Origin of the sequence: Flavobacterium indicum GPTSA100-9 = DSM 17447 (genome assembly GCF_000455605.1) — a bacterium.
Lineage (GTDB): Bacteria > Bacteroidota > Bacteroidia > Flavobacteriales > Flavobacteriaceae > Flavobacterium > Flavobacterium indicum.
The window spans coordinates 1554192-1572169 of sequence record NC_017025.1; the positions used below are offsets into that span (position 1 = coordinate 1554192).

Below are 17978 nucleotides of genomic sequence, written 5' to 3' on the forward strand. Positions count from 1 at the left end.
TTAATAATGACAAAAATTTTTAGTTTAGAAGAAATAAGTGAAGTGGCTAAAGAAATTTTGGCCACTTCTAATTTAAAAAAAGTAATTACTTTTCATGCCAATATGGGTGTTGGAAAAACTACTTTAATAAAAGAATTAGCAAAACAATTAGGAGTTACTAACAATTCAAGTAGCCCAACATTCTCTCTAGTAAATGAATATGAATCAAAAACAGGAGAAGCAATCTACCATTTTGATTTATACAGAATAAACAATGAATTAGAAGCCTATGATATAGGAATTGACGAATACTTTTATTCTGGTAATTGGTGTTTTATTGAATGGCCCGAGAAAATTCCACATCTAATTCCTTTAGACCACGCTGCTATTATTATTAATTTATTACCAAATGGAAAAAGAGAATTAGTATTAAAAAATGAATAATCAGATTTCTTTTTAAGTAAAAATTGACTAACTTGGCTTCAAATTTTGTTTAATATGGCAATTTACAGTCCTTTTTCGGCTAAACAATTACTACCTCAAGAAGAAAAACTAGAGGTGCAAAAACATAAAAGTCAGCTTTTTATTGGAATACCTAAAGAAACTTCCTATCAAGAGAGAAGGATTTGTTTAACGCCTGATGCCGTAAGTTCATTAGTATCACACGGGCATCAAGTTATGATAGAATCAGGCGCTGGAGTCAATTCGAGTTATTCCGACAAAGATTATTCAGAAGCTGGAGCAGAAGTAACCAATGATACTGCAAAAGTTTTTAGTTGCCCTATTATTTTAAAAGTAGAACCGCCTACTTTACAAGAGATTGCTATGATGAACCATGAAGCAATATTGATATCCGCCATCCAATTAAAAACACAAAAAAAGGACTTTTTTGAAGCATTAAGTACAAAAAAAATCACCGCACTTGCTTTTGAATTTATTAAAGACGATGATGGTTCATATCCCGCAGTAAAATCATTAAGTGAAATAGCCGGAACTGCCTCTGTTTTAATTGCGGCAGAATTAATGATTAACAATAATGATGGAAAAGGTCTACTATTTGGAAATATAACTGGAGTTCCTCCTACAGAAGTTGTAATATTAGGTGCTGGTACAGTTGCAGAATATGCCGTTCGAACTGCATTAAGCTTAGGAGCAAATGTAAAAGTTTTTGATAATTCAATAACCAAATTAAGACGTTTACAAAATACATTAAATCAACGAATTTTTACTTCAACCATTCACGATAAAGCCTTATTAAAAGCCTTAAGAAGATGTGATGTTGCCATTGGGGCTATGCGTGGTAAAAACCGTACTCCAATTGTAGTTTCTGAAACCATGGTAGAGCACATGAAAAAAGGAGCTGTTATTGTAGATGTAAGCATTGATACCGGTGGATGTTTTGAAACTTCAGAAGTCACTACCCATGAAAGACCAACATTCATCAAAAACAATGTAATTCATTATTGTGTGCCTAATATACCTTCAAGATATTCAAAAACCGCAAGTATTTCTATAAGCAATATCATCTCTCCTATTTTAATTCACATCGCTGAAGATGGCGGAATTGAATCGGCTATACGATGCAATAAAGGTTTAAAAAATGGAATTTACAATTACCATGGAATTTTAACCAATAAACCAATTGCCGATTGGTTCAATTTGGAACATAGAGATATAAATTTATTAGTGTTTTAACTAAAACAATTTAATTTAGTTTTACCTTTGCAAAAAAATAAATTATGTCACTGAGATACAGATTAGCTTTTTACTTACTTGGATTAACGATTGGATTTTATTTTGTTGGAGAGTTTTTAGGAGCAAAAGCAAAAGCAAAAGGTGTAGAATTTTGTTATTTTCCAAACTGTAGAGTTATTAAAGATATTAAAAGTAAACCATTTCAGACTTCCGCGGCTGTTGATAGTATTTTTGCCAAAAAAATTACATCAATAAACGAGATTAACGAAGCTTTAGATAATGGAGATGTTGATTTTTCACAGAGTAATGTTTCTTATAAAAAAGGTAAAAAATACATTATTGAAACCTATTTACCTAAAAACAAGAAAGTTGTATTAACAATTATAAATTACAGCAACAAAGCCGTACTTGAAGAAATAAAATTTAATTAATATTTTTATTAAAAAAATTTGCAGATATAAAAAACAGTAGTATATTTGCACTCGCAATGACGAAATAAGCACTGCAAAATAAAGGGCGATTAGCTCAGCTGGTTCAGAGCACCTCGTTTACACCGAGGGGGTCAGGGGTTCGAATCCCTTATCGCCCACAAAAAAAGCACCTCAATTGAGGTGCTTTTTTTTATTACAAAATAATGCAAATTGAATAAAAATAAAATCTACATTATATTATAATTTTGAATAGTTAAAGAATTATAATAATTATAAACTATTTACTTTATTCTTTAGAAAATTATCTACTAATACAATAGCAGTTAATGCTTCAACAATTGGAACTGCTCTTGGAACCACACAAGGATCGTGTCTGCCTTTTCCCTGTTGTTCAATGATTTCTCCTTTATTGGTTAATACATTTTGTTTTTGTAATAATGTGGCCACTGGTTTAAAAGCAACTTTAAAATAAATATCCATTCCATTAGAAATCCCACCTTGTATTCCTCCTGAAAAATTTGTTTTAGTCGTTCCGTCTTCATTAAACAAATCATTATGTTCACTTCCTTTCATTTTTGCACTTTCAAATCCTGAACCATACTCAAAACCTTTAACAGCATTAATTGACAACATTGCCTTACCTAATTCAGCATGCAGTTTGTCAAAAATGGGTTCGCCTAGACCTACAGGCACATTTTGAACAACACAAGTTATAGTACCTCCAATAGTATCACCTTCTTTTTTAACAGAAGCAATTAATTCTTCCATTTTATTAGCGGTAATAATATCTGGACATCTAACTGGATTACTTTCAATTAAATTAAAATCTAAATCTTTGTAGTTTGTAGTTAAAGAAATATTGCCAACGGAAGAAACGAAGGCATTAATTTTAACAGTTGGAATTATTTGTTTAGCAATTGCGCCCGCAACTACCCAATTAACAGTTTCCCTAGCAGAAGTTCTTCCCCCACCTCTATAATCACGATGACCATATTTTTTTTCATAAACAAAATCAGCATGACTGGGACGATAAGTATCTTTTAAATGATCATAGTCATTAGATTTTTGATTTTCATTTTCAACAACAAAACCAATTGACGCACCAGTTGTAATACCTTCAAATATTCCTGATAAAAATTGAACTGTATCACTTTCTTTTCTTTGTGTAACAATTTTAGATTGCCCAGGTTTTCTCCTATTTAGCTCATTTTGGACCAACTCAAAATCGATTTCAATTCCAGCGGGACAACCATCAATTATTCCGCCTAATGCTTTTCCATGAGATTCACCAAAAGTGGTTAATTTAAATAAATTACCTAAAGTATTTGACATTTTTTAAAAGATTTAAAACAAAATTAAAGATTAATTTTTGTTATATTCGTATAAAATTAATCTTTCTTATGAAAAAACTACTACTACTGTCATTTATTGGAATAACCCTATTTTCATGTTCTAGTGATGATGCTACCGATTCAACTGGAGAAACAGACGTTAATTTTCCGTTGCCGTTAAATAATGGAAATTATTGGACTTATGATGTTGTTGGAAATGGAACTACAACAAGAGATTCATTATATATATCTGGAGATACTTTAATAACTTCAAATACATATAAAAAATTTAAAACAAAAGATAATGTTGCCACTGGTTTTTATTCTTCATCACTCAGAAATAATGGAGTAAGACAATCCAATCAACTATTATTAATGTCTGGAGATTTTTCATTTGGACAAGGACAAGCTTTACCTGTTGGACTTGATTTATCCTTAAATGATTTTATTATTTTTAAGAAAAATGCTAATAATGGCGATATTTTAAGCACTAAATCTGGTAATTTTAATCAAACTGTAAATAATATACCATTAACTATTGAGTACACATTAAAATCAGTTGGTGGACAAACATTATCTACCTTTACTAGTCCAAACGGCGATAATTATACTGACATAAAAACAACTAAAATTATTGTAAACCTTAAAGTAACCACTACACAAGTAGTTGCTGGTGTGCCATTTACTATAACTTTATTACAACCTCAAGATGTTGTTACATCAACACAGTATATTGCTAAAAATATTGGAGTAGTCTACACCAATACTCTAACAACTTATAGTATAGATGCAGCAGTAGCAGGTCAATTAGGTATTCCAGCATCTACAACTCAAACACAAGAAGAATTTTTAGATACATATAATGTTAATTAAAGAACATGTAAATTCTGAAACAAAAAAAAATATTTATATAAACTCAAACTGCTTTCAATTCTGTAAATTTGTATTAACAAATAAATTAATTCGAATATGAAAAAATTATTATTTACAGCTTTTATGTTGCTAGGCTTTGCATTTAATGCACAATCTCAAAATTTATCTAAAAATGCGTTAGGTCTTAGATTAGGAGACAATGATGGTTTTGGTGGAGAATTATCTTACCAAAGAGCAATTTCATCTGATACTAGATTAGAATTTGATTTAGGATGGAGAAATAATAAAGATTACGATGCAATTAAACTAGCGGCTTTACATCAATGGGTTTGGAATATTGATGGAGGATTTAACTGGTATGCTGGTGTTGGAGGTGGATTAGGTTCATGGAAAGCAGACAGCTTTTATGTTAATGGAGTAAAGTATAGTGGAGATTCAAATACAGTATTATTTGCTGCTGGTGATGTAGGTATTGAATATAATTTTGATATTCCTCTTCAATTATCTTTAGATTTTAGACCAGAATTTTATTTTTCAGACGGAATTAAAGATGATTTTGGACCGGATATTGCATTAGGAATTCGTTATAAATTCTAATAAATAAAGCCACTCAATGAGTGGCTTTATTTATTTAACAATAATTTCTTTCCCTTTGGATATAGTGACCATAACATATGGAGATGTAATAGCCGTAGTAGAAAACGAATCTTTTGAAGGAATGCTAATTTTGGGATAAACTTCTATAGTTTTTTCTAAAAATAAAACTTTATCAACATCAATATCATATCCGCCCGTTGGCTTTTCACCTATAAATAAAACTAATAAGTTATTTTTTTCAAAATCTACATTCAATAACACCTCATAATCAGCAGGTTGAATATTTAATTCTGATATTAAATTAGTAAACGATTCATTATCTTTAATAACAATATTTTCTTTTACTTTTTTAGAGCTAATTTGCCCTTTATAAATGACTTTATAAGTTTCTAATTCTTTTTCAACAATTATATTTGAAGGAGCAGGCTGAGTTTTACAAGATAGCAAAAAAGTAAAAATACTTATGATTACTACTACTATTAATTTATTCATATTTATTTTGAATTTAATTCAATAGCCTTATTATATAAATTTTCATATAATGGCAAAATATTTAAAATATCATATTTTTTGGCGACTTCAAAAGCTGCGGTTTTAAATTGTTGATGAATTTCATTTGATTTTAAAATTGAAAGAGCATTTTTACTCATGTCATCAACATCTCCTACATTACTTAAATATCCAGATTTTCCATTTTCATTTACTTCTGGAATTCCACCCGAATTACTTGAAATTACAGGAACACCAAAAGCCATTGCTTCTAATGCTGCTAAACCAAAACTTTCTGTTTCAGATGGAAGTAAAAATAAATCTGAATATTTTAATATTTGATCAATATCATTACTATTTCCAAAGAAAATTACTTTATCAGAAATACCAAGTTCATCACACATTTTTTCTGCGATAATTTTTTCTGGCCCTTCACCTACCATCATTAATTTAGATGGAATTTCTTTTTGAATATTATAAAATGTTTTCACAACATCTGGAATACGCTTTACTTTTCTAAAATTTGAAATATGTGTAATGATCTTTTCATTATTTGATGCTAATACCGAACGTTGACATCTTTGACCTTTTAAAATATGTTTCTCTTCATCAATTTCAATAAAATTAGGAATCACATATATGTCTTTTTTCACATCAAATAATCTGTAAGTATCTTCTCTTAAACTATTAGAAACACTCGTAACAAAATCAGATTGATTGATACTGAAAGTAACAGCGGTTTTATAAAACGGATGATTTCCTACCAAAGTAATATCAGTACCATGAAGTGTTGTTATCATTGGAATAAAAATCCCTTCGTCTTCTAACATTTTTTTTGCCATGTAACCAGCATAAGCATGCGGAATTGCATAATGCACATGCAACACATCAATTTTATGCAATTTTACCATATCAACCAATTTACTAGAAAGTGCTAATTCATAGGGTTGATAATGAAATAAAGGATAATTAGGAACATTTACTTCGTGAAAATAAATATTAGGATTCAATAATGATAAACGAACAGGTTGCTTATAAGTTATGAAATGAATTTCATGACCTTTTTGAGCCAATTCTAAACCTAATTCAGTAGCTACTACTCCACTACCTCCAAATGTTGGATAACAAACTATTGCAATTTTCATATGCTACTTTTAACGTTTTAGATTTTGTTCATAGGTAGCAATCCAATCTTCTACAGAAATTTTTGCTACTAATTCACCTATTAATTGGAAGGGAATATCTTCAGGTTTTTTAAAACGGATACAACTTTTCCCCATATCTAATTTTTTCTTTGAGTGCTTAGGAAACTCATTAACAAACCAATCATAAATATCTTTATTTGCATAAATTCCCATATGGTAAAAATTGATGCTATTTTTTTGAGATGCTAATGCCATAAATGGTAATGGTTGTTTTGGATCACAATGGTAACCTGAAGGATAGATCGTGTGTGGAACAACATATCCCAACATTCCATAGCCAATGCCTTCTGAAAATCCTTTTGGCAACTGCGCTAAAATTACATTTCGCAATTTATTAACCGCTTCTTTTCTTTCTTCTGGAAGTTGATCAATATAATCCTGTGGTGTTTTAGCATTAGATGTCATAATTATTCAATAATTGATTCATAAATTATTTCTTGAATTTTTTCTCTAATATTTAGTTTTGATAATTTATTAGGTTCTGCATTTGGATACGTTCTATTGGATAAAAAAACATAAACAATTTCTTTATCAGGATCTGCCCATGCCATGGTACCAGTAAATCCTGTATGTCCAAAACTTGTCATAGATACACAACCACAAGTTGGTCCTTCTGCCCCTAATTGAGGTTTATCAAATCCTACCCCTCTTCGATTACCATCTTTACAGTAATAACATTTATTAAAATCGTTAAATGTTTTTTCACTAAAAAATTCATGTTCACCATAATGTCCTTTTTGCAAATACATTTGCATCATTTTAGCCACATCAATTGAACTAGAAAATAATCCGGCATGACCTGAAACACCTCCTTGCATAGCAGCAGCCATATCATGAACGTATCCTTGAATAGTTTGGTATCTAAAATAATTATCCTCTTCAGTAGGTGCAATGCGTGTTAATTCAAATTTTTGTAATGGATTATAAGTCATTGTAGAGGCACCTAAATATTTATAAAAATTATCTTGAACTAAATTATCTAATTTTTTATTTGTAGTATGCTCTAAATATTCTTTTAAAATGATAAACGAAAAATCACTGTATTTGTATTGCTTTTTATCTAATAATGGCGAATCTGCAATTAATTTCATTATTTTGTCGTTATAATCTTTTTTCAAATAAAGATTATTTGCCACTTTAACTGGAAAATCTTCTGAATAAGCATACCTGTAATAAAGAGAATCAGGTCTTTTTAAAGAATCCAGTGTTGCTTTATAGAAAGGAATCCAAGCTTGAAAACGAGCTTGATGAGTTAACATATCTAAAACAGTAACATCAGCTTTGTTAGAATTTTCAAAAACTGGTAACATTTGACATAAATGTGTATCAAATGTTATTTTTTTTCTATCATATTGCTTCATAACCATAGGCAAAGTAGCTAATACCTTTGTTAAAGATGCAACATCGTAAATATCAGAATCTTTAACTTTTTGAATACTGTCATATTTTTGATAGCCAAAAGATTTTCTGTAAACAATTTGTCCTTTTCTTGCAACTAAAATTTGCATTCCAGGTGCTGCTTTTTGTTTAATTGCATAATTTGCAATTGAATCAATCTTTGCTAACTTTTTAGAATTCATACCAACATTTTCTGGAACTGTAAAACCTAATCGATCCATTTTGTGCGTTTCAATTCCTTGATTTACATGAAAATTATCTTTTATTGTAACGGGTAATTTACCTTTAGATTCTTTTGCACCAAAAATAATCTCAGCGGTAACAGTTTGAGCTATATCTGTATTTTGATAAGCTTGAATTACAGTTTCTGTATGATCAAAATTTGGAATTTTTAATAATGAATAAGGTTTTGTAAAAAAGGCTAAAATAGTTTCCTTTTCTTTTGAAATTTTATCAATCCAATTTATTTCTTTAAAAGTTAATTCATTTTTACGCCAAGCGCCATCAGGCTTGTGATATCCAATAATTACTTTGGTAAAACATTCTAAATCTAATAATGCCGTATCTAAATTAAAAGAATTAATTTCGATAACTTCGGCATAATCTTTAATTTTATTTAGGAATACATCATTAGGACCATCACCTAATTTAACATATGCAATTTTTTCTTTTTCTAATTTTTTAATTGGTATAAGTTTATCTTCATTTTTAAGGACTGTAATTGCATTTTCATATAATTGATAATTTAATGCCTCATATTCAATTGCATTCATATCTTCATATAAATGATTCAAATCAATAGGTTTGTATTGATTTAATCCTGCAATGTATTTGTAGTTTAATATTTTTTTCACGGAATACGCCAAACGTTCTTCTGTAAACAACTTTAAATCAAAAGCCTCTTTGAATTTTTCAACTGCTTTTGGAACATTTTCAGCAAAAAGAAGTACATCATTTCCTGCCAAAAACGCTTCTAAATCAATATCTCCAGGTTGTTTAAAATTACTTGCCCCTTTCATGTTTAAAGCGTCCGTAAAAATTAATCCCTCAAATTTTAATTCATTTTTAAGAATATCAGTAACAACGGAATAAGACAATGATGTAGGATAACCTACTCTTGCTTCTAAACTTGGGACATTTAAATGAGCTACCATTATACTTGCTAATCCATTTTTAATCAACTCTTTATAAGGGTAAAGTTCCACTTCGTTTAATCGATCTCTTTCAAATTTAACGATTGGAAGTGTATGATGCGAATCTGTTTCTGTATCACCATGACCTGGAAAATGTTTAGCCGTTGCAAAAATGCCGTTATCTTGTAGGCCTTTCATATAAGCTAATGCTTTTTGTGTAACATTTTCCTTTACTTCACCAAATGAACGATTACCAATAATAGGATTGTTAGGATTTGTATTAATGTCAACCACAGGACCAAATGTAAAATGTACGCCTAATCGTTTTGACTGTTTAGCCATTTGAGCGCCTATTTTTTCAATCAGTTTATTATCTTGAATGGCACCTAATGTCATATTCCATGGGTATTTTACCGTTGAATCTAAACGCATACTAAAGCCCCATTCTGCATCATTACCAATTAACATGGGAGTTTTAGATTTCGATTGGAAACGGTTTGTTAATTGCGCTTGTCTTACTGGTCCTCCTTGAAAAAAAATAAGTCCCCCTATTTTATATTTGGTAATTAATTTTTCTAAATCTTGTGCATGATCTTCTTTTTTATTAGAATAAGCAGCTACCATAAATAATTGGCCTACTTTTTCTTCAAAATTAAGACTGTTATAAACACTATCAACCCATTTTGTTTGTGCAATAGTTTCTTTATATTGTGAATGTACTTTATTTATTGAAAAAAGGAATAGTAATAAGAAAGCAATTTGTCGCATATATATATTTGTTTCTTTAAAATGGTATAAAATAACTAACAAAATAAAGCCAATTAATTTTAATTTAAAGAATTTTAAGTTTTTTTTAGTAAAAATAAATAGTGAATAGAAAATTCTAGCTAATTAATTAAATCGATGTGTCTGTCATGATAACCTAATAAGTACAATACACCATCTAAACCTAAACTAGAGATTGAACTTTGAGCGTTATCTTTTACTTTAGGTTTTGCATGAAAAGCAATCCCTAATCCAGCTAAATTTAACATTGGTAAATCATTTGCACCATCTCCAACAGCAATAGTTTGACTAATATCAATACCTTCTAAAGCCGCCAATTCTTTGAGGTATTCAGCTTTTTTATTACCATCGACAATTTCACCAATATAACCTCCCGTTAATTCCCCATCAATTATTTCTAATTGATTAGCAAAAACATAATCAATTCCAAGTTCCTTTTGCAAATAATTCCCAAAATAAGTAAACCCTCCTGATAATATTGCTGTTTTAAATCCGTAAGCTTTTAGGGTATCGATTAATCTTCTTGCGCCTTTAGTAATAGGTAAATTGATTGCAACTTCCTGTAAAACATCTTCTTTTAAACCTTTAAGTAATTTCATACGCTGTTTGAAACTTTCTTTAAAGTCAATTTCTCCTTGCATAGCCAATTCTGTGATGTGTTTAACTTGAGCGCCAACACCAGCCAACTCAGCTAATTCATCAATTACTTCGGTTTGTATTAATGTAGAATCCATATCAAAACAAACTAAACGTCTGTTTCTTCTAAAGATAGTATCTTCTTGAAATGCAATATCAATGTTTAACTCACGTGATATTTGCATAAATTTTTCAGTAAATTCAGCTTTATTGTTTATTGCGCCACGAATAGAAAGTTGAATTGATGCCCTAGGATATTCATCTTCATTAACCAAAGAAGCTCTGCCAGTTAGTCGCTTTATGGCATCAATATTTAAATTTTTTTCTGAAATTACTTTTGTAACCTCTGAAATTTGTTCTGCAGTTAATCTTTCACCTAATAAAGTAACTATATACCTGTCTTTACCCTGAAGTTTAACCCAATTCTCATAATCTACTAAAGGAATAGGTGTAAATTTAGCTTTAATATCTAATTCATAAGATTTAAATAATAAATCCTTTAAAACGGCTGCAGATTTTTTTCCAGATTTAATTTGAAAAAGAATCCCTAAAGATAATGTATCGTGAATATTAGCTTGACCTATATCCAATATTTTAGCATCATATTCCGCTAAAACAGCTGTTAATGAAGAAGTTAAACCTGGTTTGTCATGTCCAGAAATATTCAATAAAAAAATATCACTATCCATAGTGCTTAAAGTAAAATTTAATTTTAATAACTAAAAGCAAAAATAGCTTGTTTTTTAAAATATTCCCTTATATAATTTATAAAAAATAAGGCAAAATCAAAAGCAATTAGAAAAACCTATTATGCCAACTTTCACTTGCTGGAACTTCCCAAAATTCTATAAATTCTCCTTTTGAAGTCACTAAATTATTAAATACAATTGTTTTATCGGTTACTGCTTTTTCTTTAGCCATTTTTTTAAAATCTATTAATGGCTTATGAGCAATATGATCACCTACTTTAAACGTTACATTCATTTTATCTAAAAGTTCAACGCTGTATTCTTTTTCTAAATCTTGAATAAAACGCACCGAACTATCAATTGAACATCCTGTTGCTGCTTGAACTTCTTGATTTACAACAAAAACAATAAATCTATTATATTTTGTTATAAAAGAAGCCTCTAGTGGAGTACCATGTGCAGACCAATTTTCTACAAAATCTAAACATTTTTTTTCAATAGAAAGAATTTCTTCATCCGAAAATTTTCTATTAGATTGATAGATCCAAATTCTTGCATCATCTGGTATATTTTCAAAAGGTATATACATTGTTATAGTTTTTGTATATCAGTTATTACTTTAGTTCTCAGAAACTTATTTAATTTCACATCGTATAATTCTGTTTCAAAGTAATTCACTTTTATTTTATCGTTAGGTTTTAATACATTATCAGTAATTAAAAAAGAATTATCAAAATTATTGATTAAATATAACTGATGTGATTTTCCTGAACTTTCTTTTAAAGTTATGTACAAATAATTTTCTTTTGAAACAGAATAAAAATTACCTTCTACAAAAGAATCTTCCTCTATAGAAATTGGAGATTCATCACTACTTTCATCTTCATTGATTTCTGCAGCTTGATCTTTTTTAAGTTCGCTTCTACCTAATGCAAGAATAAAATCGGGGCAATAAGAAATCATTTTCATTCCCAACTTTTCCCCAAAAGTTCTCATTTGTGATGAATTTGATAAATCTAGTCTTTCTTTTTTTGGAACCAAATGTTCATATTTACTATAGGATTCCATCATACATAAACCTAAACTTAATTTTAACTGCTCATCTTTTTTAAGATCAATCTTCTTTTTAGTAATACATTCACAAGTACCTTCTGCTATTTTATCCATATATTCTTGTGAATATGAATTAATAACAACTAAAAAAAATAAAATATTTACTATTGTTTTCATTTTATTGATCTTGAGCATTAGCGATAATTTCTGCTATATCTAAAACTTTTATGTTGTTTTCTTGGTGTGCAAATTTTACGCCATCAGTCATCATTGTATTACAATATGGACATCCTGTTGCAATAATGTTAGGTTTTGTTTCTAACGCATCTTGCGTACGTAAAACATTAATCTCCATATCCCCTTTTTCAGGTTCTTTAAACATTTGTGCTCCTCCAGCTCCACAACATAAAGCAGTGTTTTTACTACGTTTCATTTCCACTAAATCAGCATTTGTTTTAGCTAAAATAGCTCTAGGGGCTTCAAATTCATTGTTAGCACGACCTAAATAACATGGATCGTGGAATGTAATTCTTTTTCCTTTGTATTCAGATTGATTGAAGTTAATTCTTCCTTCATTTAATAATTGCTGAATATATTGTGTATGATGCAAAACTTCATACTTTCCACCTAAACTAGGATATTCATTTTTTAAACAGTTGAACGAATGCGGATCGCATGTAACTATTTTTTTTACTTCATAAGCATTTAACAATTCGATATTCATTAATGCTTGCATTTGAAATAAAAACTCATTTCCTGCTCTTTTTGCAACATCACCAGTACAACTTTCTTCTGTACCAAGCACTGCAAAATTAACATTGGCTCTATTTAAAATCTTTACAAAAGCTCTTGTAATTTTTTTGGCTCTTTCATCATAACTTCCAGCCGAACCAACCCAAAATAAAATTTCTGGTTGTTTTCCTTCAGCCATCATTTCTGCCATTGTAGGTACTACTAAAATATCTGACATACTATTATTTTATTTTGATTATTGATTATTCGTTTTTCCAATTTAAGCGATCCATTTGGTTGTAGGGCCATGGAGCACCATTATTTTCAATATTTGACATCATGTTGTTTAACTCCATTGGCGCAGCACTTTGCTCCATAACTAAATACCTTCTCATATCCATAATAATAGATAATGGACTAATACTTACTGGACATTCTTCTACACATGCATTACATGTTGTACATGCCCAAAGCTCTTCAGGAGTTATATAATCATTTAATAAAGACTTTCCGTCGTCTACAAAAACACCTTTATTTGCGTCTATATTTCTACCTACTTCCTCTAATCTATCTCTGGTATCCATCATGATTTTACGAGGCGATAATTTTTTACCTGTTAAATTTGCTGGACAAGATGATGTACAACGACCACATTCAGTACATGTGTAAGCATTTAATAGTTGAACCCAATTTAAGTCTTGTACATCACTAGCTCCAAATTTAGCTGGAACCGCATCCGGATTAGCTGGTGCTGCAAAAGGATCGGCATTGGGATCCATCATTAATTTCACTTCATTTGTAACACTTTCTAAATTATCAAATTGCCCTTTTGGATTTAAATCTGCAAAATAAGTATTAGGAAATGCTAAAATAATATGTAAATGTTTTGAAAAATATAAATAATTTAAGAAAATTAAAATTCCTATTATATGTAACCACCACGCAGTTCTTTCTACTATAGTAATGCCTTCTAGAGAAAATCCATTAAAAAAAGGAGCTATAAATTGAGAAATAACATTTCCTCCAACTTCACTTTGCTGAAAATGAATATCTGTTGCATTCATGATTAGAAACAAAGACATTAAAACCATTTCAAAGTATAAAATTGTATTGGCATCTTTACTAGCATAACCTTTTAATTCAGGCTTAGTAAATCGTGATAATTTAATCACATTTCTTCTGATCCAAAAAACAATAACTGCTACTAAAACCAAAGCAGCTAAAATTTCAAATGAACCAATTAAAAATCCATAAAAACCTCCTAAAAATTCAAAAATTCTATGGGTTCCAAATAAACCATCAATTACAATTTCTAACATTTCTAAATTGATAATGATGAATCCAACATATACTATAATATGAAGTAAAGCTGGTATAGGACGTGCAAACATTTTTTTCTGTCCCAATGCAATTAAAGTCATATTTCTCCATCTTTCAGAAGAATTATCAGATCTATTTACATCTTTTCCTAATTTGATGTTTCGAATTAATTTCTTTACATTTTTTGCAAAATAGCCAATTCCAACAGCTAAAATAACAGCAAAAAGAATTTGTGACACAATACTCATAAATAGTTAGTATTAATTGGTAATTTTTGTTTCCGAATTTGTTTCTTTTGGAGCTACATAAGGTTTATTTTTCTTTCCAAAAACAGATACATTTACGTATCGGGTTGGATTTAATCGTAAATCCTGAAGTAAAAGCTCTAACTCTTTAGAAGTTTTTTCTAAATTATTGTATAAAGCTTCATCTTTTAGTAATTTACCCATTGAACCTTTTCCCTGCTCTAGGTTTTGCATTATACCATTTACATTCGTTAATGTTTTTTCTAAATTTTTAACAGTTCCAGCTAAATTTGCTTTAGACAACGAATCTGATATTTTAACTAAATTAGTTGAAGTCTTATCAAAATTAGTTAATGTAGAACTTAATTTTGATTTATTTTCTGCAAGTAATCCATTTAAATTTTTAGAAGTTTGACTAAATTCATTTAAAGTAATTTGCAATGATGCAATACTTGCCTTTATTGCTTGTTGCGTTTGACTATCTAATGTATGGTTTACATTTTCAAACAATGCATTCGCGTTATCTAATAGTTTTTCAACTTTATCTTTTACAGGAACCAATTGTTGTGCTAATGCATCTGTTATTCCTAATTTTTCTGAAGCTTTTAAGAAATCACCCGATTCAGTATAATTTTTATCTGAAAAATTATTAAGTATTGCTATTTCTCTTCCTCCCATTAAACCAGCTCCTTGAATTTCTGCAATACTGGATTTTGCAATCTTTATTTCTTCATTGGTAATTACCATTTCAACTAGCATTTTACCATCTTCTAAAACCTCAATTTTATTTACTTTACCAATTGCTAAACCATTAATAGTAACAGGTGATGATGGCGTTAAACCAGCTACATTAGTATAATGAACATATAATTTATTACTGGAATCAAATAGATTTTTACCTTTTAAGAAGCTAAATCCCCAGTAGAATAAGACTATGGATAAAATAACTAAAACTGCGACTTTGATTTCTTTAGTAACTTTCAATTTCTTTATATTTAATTAGCAAAAATAATAATATTTATGATATTTCAAAGCAAATTAGTATGCATGCATAATTTATTTTATTGCATCCTTTATAGAAATTTGTTTTCCATTTTGAATGGCAACAATAAAAGATGATGTATATCCTTTTGCTTTAGCTTCTTCCAATAATTGTTTTGCTTTTTTATAATCAGAGGTTTGACCATAAAAATATTTATATATTGATTTTTCTTTTTGAACTGAAATAGATTTTAAACCTTTAAAGTTTGTAGGTACTGTTTCTATTTTTTTCGCACTTGCAGAAATTTGAATTTTAAAAAATATGTCTTCTTTTGAACTTGAAGTAACATTTGCTTTATCGTCCTCTTTTTTGGGAGTATCTTTTTTATCTTCTTCTTTTGACACTTCTTGTTTTTTTGGAAGATTAGATTCTGAATGAAAATAATCTTTCTTATAATTAACAATAGCTGTTGCAATTGCTTGTGCCAATTTTAACTGTCCCTCTTCTGAATTTAAAAAAGCGCCTTCATTTTTATTTGAAACAAATCCCATTTCAATTAAAATACGAGGCATAGCTATTTTTCTTAATACTAAAAATCCAGCTTGTTTAACTCCTCTACTCTTATTAGGTGTGAATTTTGTAAAAGCTTGTTGAACTTTACCTGCAATTTCAATACTCTGTTGTAAATTTTCTTCTTGCAAAATGGAAATCCCTATAACTGATTCAGGTTTCTTAGGATCAAATCCGTCATATTTCACTTTATAATTACTTTCTAAAGTTACAACGGCATTTTCTTTTTTAGCAACTTCTAAATTAGATGCACTTTTTGTAATACCCATAACATAGGTTTCATTTCCAGCAGCAGCTTGATTTGGATTTGCATTACAATGCATAGAAATAAACAAATGACCTTTTGATTTGTTAGCAATATTTGCTCTTTCATCTAATTCTACAAAAACATCTGTATTTCTGGTATATACAACTTCTATATCGTGTTCATTTTTAAGAATTTCACCAACTTTTAAAGCTGTTTTCAAGGCAATATTTTTTTCAATATTTCCATGATAGGTCGCGCCATAGTCTTTTCCTCCATGACCGGCATCTAATACTACTTTAAATTTTTTATTTTGCGACCAATTTAAAAATGAAATCAACAAAAAAACGGCAAGAAATATTTTTTTTACACTCATATTAATTATCTTCAACAATAAATGCCGACTTATACCCTTTAGCTTTGGCTTCAGCTAATTTTTTTTTGCATTCTTCATGCGTACTTCCGGCTCCATAATAATATTTATAACCATTATTTTGCTCTACCAATACCACATTATTTAATCCATTAAAATTAGAAGGATTCAAATCTAATTTTTTTGAACTAAAACTAATTTGAACTTTATATTTTTTCTCCGTTACAATTTCTTTTGAAGCATTTGTTGTAGTAGTATAATTTGGATCATCCTTTATAGTTACTACTTCTTGTTTAGGTTCTTCTATAAGTACAGGTGTCAAAATTTTAGGTTCAAATAATGGCGTATTAGTTTCCATTAACTGATTCTTGTACTTTAAAATTGCTAAAGCAATGACTTGAGCATAATTTTGGCGTCCTTCTTTTGAATTGATGTATTTTGATTCTTTTAAGTTGGATAAAAAACCTAATTCAATTAAAACTCCTGGCATTACCGTAGCGTCTAAAACCCATAATGGTTGTTGATGCATGCCTAAATCTTTTCTTTCTAGTGTATTTTTGAATTGATTTTGAACCTCACTTGCAAAAGAAATACTTTGCAAAAGAGTTTCTTCTTGTAAAATTTTTAATCCAATTTGAGTACTCGGATTATTGGGATCGAATCCTTGATAATTTTTCTTATAATCATCTTCTTGAAAAATTACTGCATTTTCAGTTTTTGCAATTTCAAAATTTAAATTAGATCGCGAAAGCCCCATAACTAATGTCATAGAACCATATGGATTTGGAGACGTTGAAGAATTACAATGAACAGAAACAAACAAATTTGCTTCAAAATCATTAGCAATTTTTGCTCTATCTTTTAATGGAATGAAAACATCTGTTTTTCTTGTGTATTTAATATCGAAATCTGGATATTTTTCAAGAATTTGTCCAATTTGTAAAATTACATCTAAAGCAATTTCTTTTTCAACACATCCATTCTTCTGAGCACCAGGATCTTTACCCCCGTGACCAGCATCAAGAATTAATTTAAATTTTCTATCTTGTGAATAAGTTAGAATTGTAAAAAATATAGTAAGTAATAGAAAGAATCTCTTCATCTTCAAAAATTAGTTATAATTTTACTAAATAGATAAAATTTAACGAAAAATATACGTAAGTTTGACACCGCAAAAATCAAACCATTTTTACAAAAATAGTATATAAAGATTTGAG

At 29.3% G+C, this 17978-nt stretch carries 18 protein-coding genes and 1 tRNA gene; 6 read left to right on the forward strand and 13 right to left on the reverse strand.

The genetic code is table 11. The annotated features are described in order from the left end of the window. The first annotated feature begins 6 nt into the window (after positions 1-6). The 4 genes from tsaE to KQS_RS07030 all read left to right on the forward strand — a co-directional run bounded on the left by tsaE (position 7) and on the right by KQS_RS07030 (position 2263). Positions 7-423, forward strand: coding sequence for a tRNA (adenosine(37)-N6)-threonylcarbamoyltransferase complex ATPase subunit type 1 TsaE (gene tsaE / locus KQS_RS07015; protein ID WP_014388498.1), 417 nt, complete (start codon positions 7-9; stop codon positions 421-423). A 54-nt stretch (positions 424-477) separates the two neighbouring features. Next, on the forward strand, positions 478-1674 hold the full coding sequence (locus tag KQS_RS07020) for an alanine dehydrogenase (RefSeq protein ID WP_014388499.1): 1197 nt from the start codon (positions 478-480) through the stop codon (positions 1672-1674). A 44-nt stretch (positions 1675-1718) separates the two neighbouring features. Next, positions 1719-2105, forward strand: coding sequence for a DUF4258 domain-containing protein (locus KQS_RS07025; RefSeq protein ID WP_014388500.1), 387 nt, complete (start codon positions 1719-1721; stop codon positions 2103-2105). Between the two features lie 83 nt (positions 2106-2188). Beyond that, positions 2189-2263 (forward strand) — tRNA-Val (locus KQS_RS07030). Between the two features lie 112 nt (positions 2264-2375). Here KQS_RS07030 and aroC read toward each other — a convergent pair. Continuing rightward, positions 2376-3437 (reverse strand): chorismate synthase, encoded by a 1062-nt coding sequence (gene aroC / locus KQS_RS07035; protein WP_014388501.1) that lies wholly within the window; start codon positions 3435-3437, stop codon positions 2376-2378. Between the two features lie 68 nt (positions 3438-3505). Between aroC and KQS_RS07040 the strand changes: the two genes are divergently transcribed. Both KQS_RS07040 and KQS_RS07045 read left to right on the forward strand, forming a co-directional pair. After that, complete coding sequence (locus tag KQS_RS07040) at positions 3506-4309, forward strand: hypothetical protein (RefSeq protein WP_014388502.1); 804 nt, start codon at positions 3506-3508, stop codon at positions 4307-4309. 96 nt (positions 4310-4405) lie between these two features. Further along, entirely contained in the window at positions 4406-4906 is a 501-nt protein-coding gene (locus tag KQS_RS07045; protein ID WP_014388503.1) for a hypothetical protein, read from the forward strand. A gap of 30 nt (positions 4907-4936) precedes the next feature. Here KQS_RS07045 and KQS_RS13990 read toward each other — a convergent pair whose 3' ends face one another. The 12 genes from KQS_RS13990 to KQS_RS07105 all read right to left on the reverse strand — a co-directional run bounded on the left by KQS_RS13990 (position 4937) and on the right by KQS_RS07105 (position 17863). Next, entirely contained in the window at positions 4937-5398 is a 462-nt protein-coding gene (locus KQS_RS13990; protein WP_014388504.1) for a protease complex subunit PrcB family protein, read from the reverse strand. A 2-nt stretch (positions 5399-5400) separates the two neighbouring features. Then, the gene (gene bshA / locus KQS_RS07055) at positions 5401-6540 is read right to left on the reverse strand and encodes an N-acetyl-alpha-D-glucosaminyl L-malate synthase BshA (RefSeq protein ID WP_014388505.1); all 1140 of its coding nucleotides are present in this window, start codon (positions 6538-6540) and stop codon (positions 5401-5403) included. Between the two features lie 9 nt (positions 6541-6549). Then, entirely contained in the window at positions 6550-7005 is a 456-nt protein-coding gene (locus tag KQS_RS07060) for a DUF1801 domain-containing protein (protein WP_014388506.1), read from the reverse strand. Positions 7006-7007: 2 nt separating this feature from the next. Continuing rightward, complete coding sequence (locus tag KQS_RS07065) at positions 7008-9899, reverse strand: glycoside hydrolase family 3 N-terminal domain-containing protein (RefSeq protein WP_014388507.1); 2892 nt, start codon at positions 9897-9899, stop codon at positions 7008-7010. Between the two features lie 119 nt (positions 9900-10018). After that, positions 10019-11242: a phosphoserine phosphatase SerB gene (gene serB / locus KQS_RS07070; RefSeq protein WP_014388508.1), complete on the reverse strand. Its 1224-nt coding sequence runs from the start codon at positions 11240-11242 to the stop codon at positions 10019-10021. Positions 11243-11348: 106 nt separating this feature from the next. Continuing rightward, complete coding sequence (locus KQS_RS07075; RefSeq protein ID WP_014388509.1) at positions 11349-11831, reverse strand: hypothetical protein; 483 nt, start codon at positions 11829-11831, stop codon at positions 11349-11351. A gap of 2 nt (positions 11832-11833) precedes the next feature. Further along, positions 11834-12472: a hypothetical protein gene (locus tag KQS_RS07080; protein ID WP_014388510.1), complete on the reverse strand. Its 639-nt coding sequence runs from the start codon at positions 12470-12472 to the stop codon at positions 11834-11836. 1 nt (position 12473) lies between these two features. Further along, entirely contained in the window at positions 12474-13265 is a 792-nt protein-coding gene (locus KQS_RS07085) for a (Fe-S)-binding protein (protein ID WP_014388511.1), read from the reverse strand. Between the two features lie 25 nt (positions 13266-13290). Then, on the reverse strand, positions 13291-14595 hold the full coding sequence (locus tag KQS_RS07090; protein ID WP_014388512.1) for a (Fe-S)-binding protein: 1305 nt from the start codon (positions 14593-14595) through the stop codon (positions 13291-13293). Positions 14596-14607: 12 nt separating this feature from the next. Beyond that, the gene (locus tag KQS_RS07095) at positions 14608-15576 is read right to left on the reverse strand and encodes an MlaD family protein (RefSeq protein ID WP_014388513.1); all 969 of its coding nucleotides are present in this window, start codon (positions 15574-15576) and stop codon (positions 14608-14610) included. A 72-nt stretch (positions 15577-15648) separates the two neighbouring features. Beyond that, entirely contained in the window at positions 15649-16764 is a 1116-nt protein-coding gene (locus KQS_RS07100; RefSeq protein ID WP_014388514.1) for an N-acetylmuramoyl-L-alanine amidase family protein, read from the reverse strand. Position 16765: 1 nt separating this feature from the next. After that, a complete protein-coding gene (locus KQS_RS07105) occupies positions 16766-17863 on the reverse strand; it encodes an N-acetylmuramoyl-L-alanine amidase family protein (RefSeq protein ID WP_014388515.1) in 1098 nt (365 codons plus the stop codon). Positions 17864-17978: the final 115 nt, after the last annotated feature.

Bases quoted from the DNA above. Each gene is read 5' to 3' on its own strand.
- tsaE (WP_014388498.1), top strand. From the start codon at position 7: ATGACAAAAATTTTTAGTTTAGAAGAAATAAGTGAAGTGGCTAAAGAA.
- KQS_RS07020 (WP_014388499.1), top strand. From the start codon at position 478: ATGGCAATTTACAGTCCTTTTTCGGCTAAACAATTACTACCTCAAGAA.
- KQS_RS07025 (WP_014388500.1), top strand. From the start codon at position 1,719: ATGTCACTGAGATACAGATTAGCTTTTTACTTACTTGGATTAACGATT.
- aroC (WP_014388501.1), bottom strand. From the start codon at position 3,437: ATGTCAAATACTTTAGGTAATTTATTTAAATTAACCACTTTTGGTGAA.
- KQS_RS07040 (WP_014388502.1), top strand. From the start codon at position 3,506: ATGAAAAAACTACTACTACTGTCATTTATTGGAATAACCCTATTTTCA.
- KQS_RS07045 (WP_014388503.1), top strand. From the start codon at position 4,406: ATGAAAAAATTATTATTTACAGCTTTTATGTTGCTAGGCTTTGCATTT.
- KQS_RS13990 (WP_014388504.1), bottom strand. From the start codon at position 5,398: ATGAATAAATTAATAGTAGTAGTAATCATAAGTATTTTTACTTTTTTG.
- bshA (WP_014388505.1), bottom strand. From the start codon at position 6,540: ATGAAAATTGCAATAGTTTGTTATCCAACATTTGGAGGTAGTGGAGTA.
- KQS_RS07060 (WP_014388506.1), bottom strand. From the start codon at position 7,005: ATGACATCTAATGCTAAAACACCACAGGATTATATTGATCAACTTCCA.
- KQS_RS07065 (WP_014388507.1), bottom strand. From the start codon at position 9,899: ATGCGACAAATTGCTTTCTTATTACTATTCCTTTTTTCAATAAATAAA.
- serB (WP_014388508.1), bottom strand. From the start codon at position 11,242: ATGGATAGTGATATTTTTTTATTGAATATTTCTGGACATGACAAACCA.
- KQS_RS07075 (WP_014388509.1), bottom strand. From the start codon at position 11,831: ATGTATATACCTTTTGAAAATATACCAGATGATGCAAGAATTTGGATC.
- KQS_RS07080 (WP_014388510.1), bottom strand. From the start codon at position 12,472: ATGAAAACAATAGTAAATATTTTATTTTTTTTAGTTGTTATTAATTCA.
- KQS_RS07085 (WP_014388511.1), bottom strand. From the start codon at position 13,265: ATGTCAGATATTTTAGTAGTACCTACAATGGCAGAAATGATGGCTGAA.
- KQS_RS07090 (WP_014388512.1), bottom strand. From the start codon at position 14,595: ATGAGTATTGTGTCACAAATTCTTTTTGCTGTTATTTTAGCTGTTGGA.
- KQS_RS07100 (WP_014388514.1), bottom strand. From the start codon at position 16,764: ATGAGTGTAAAAAAAATATTTCTTGCCGTTTTTTTGTTGATTTCATTT.
- KQS_RS07105 (WP_014388515.1), bottom strand. From the start codon at position 17,863: ATGAAGAGATTCTTTCTATTACTTACTATATTTTTTACAATTCTAACT.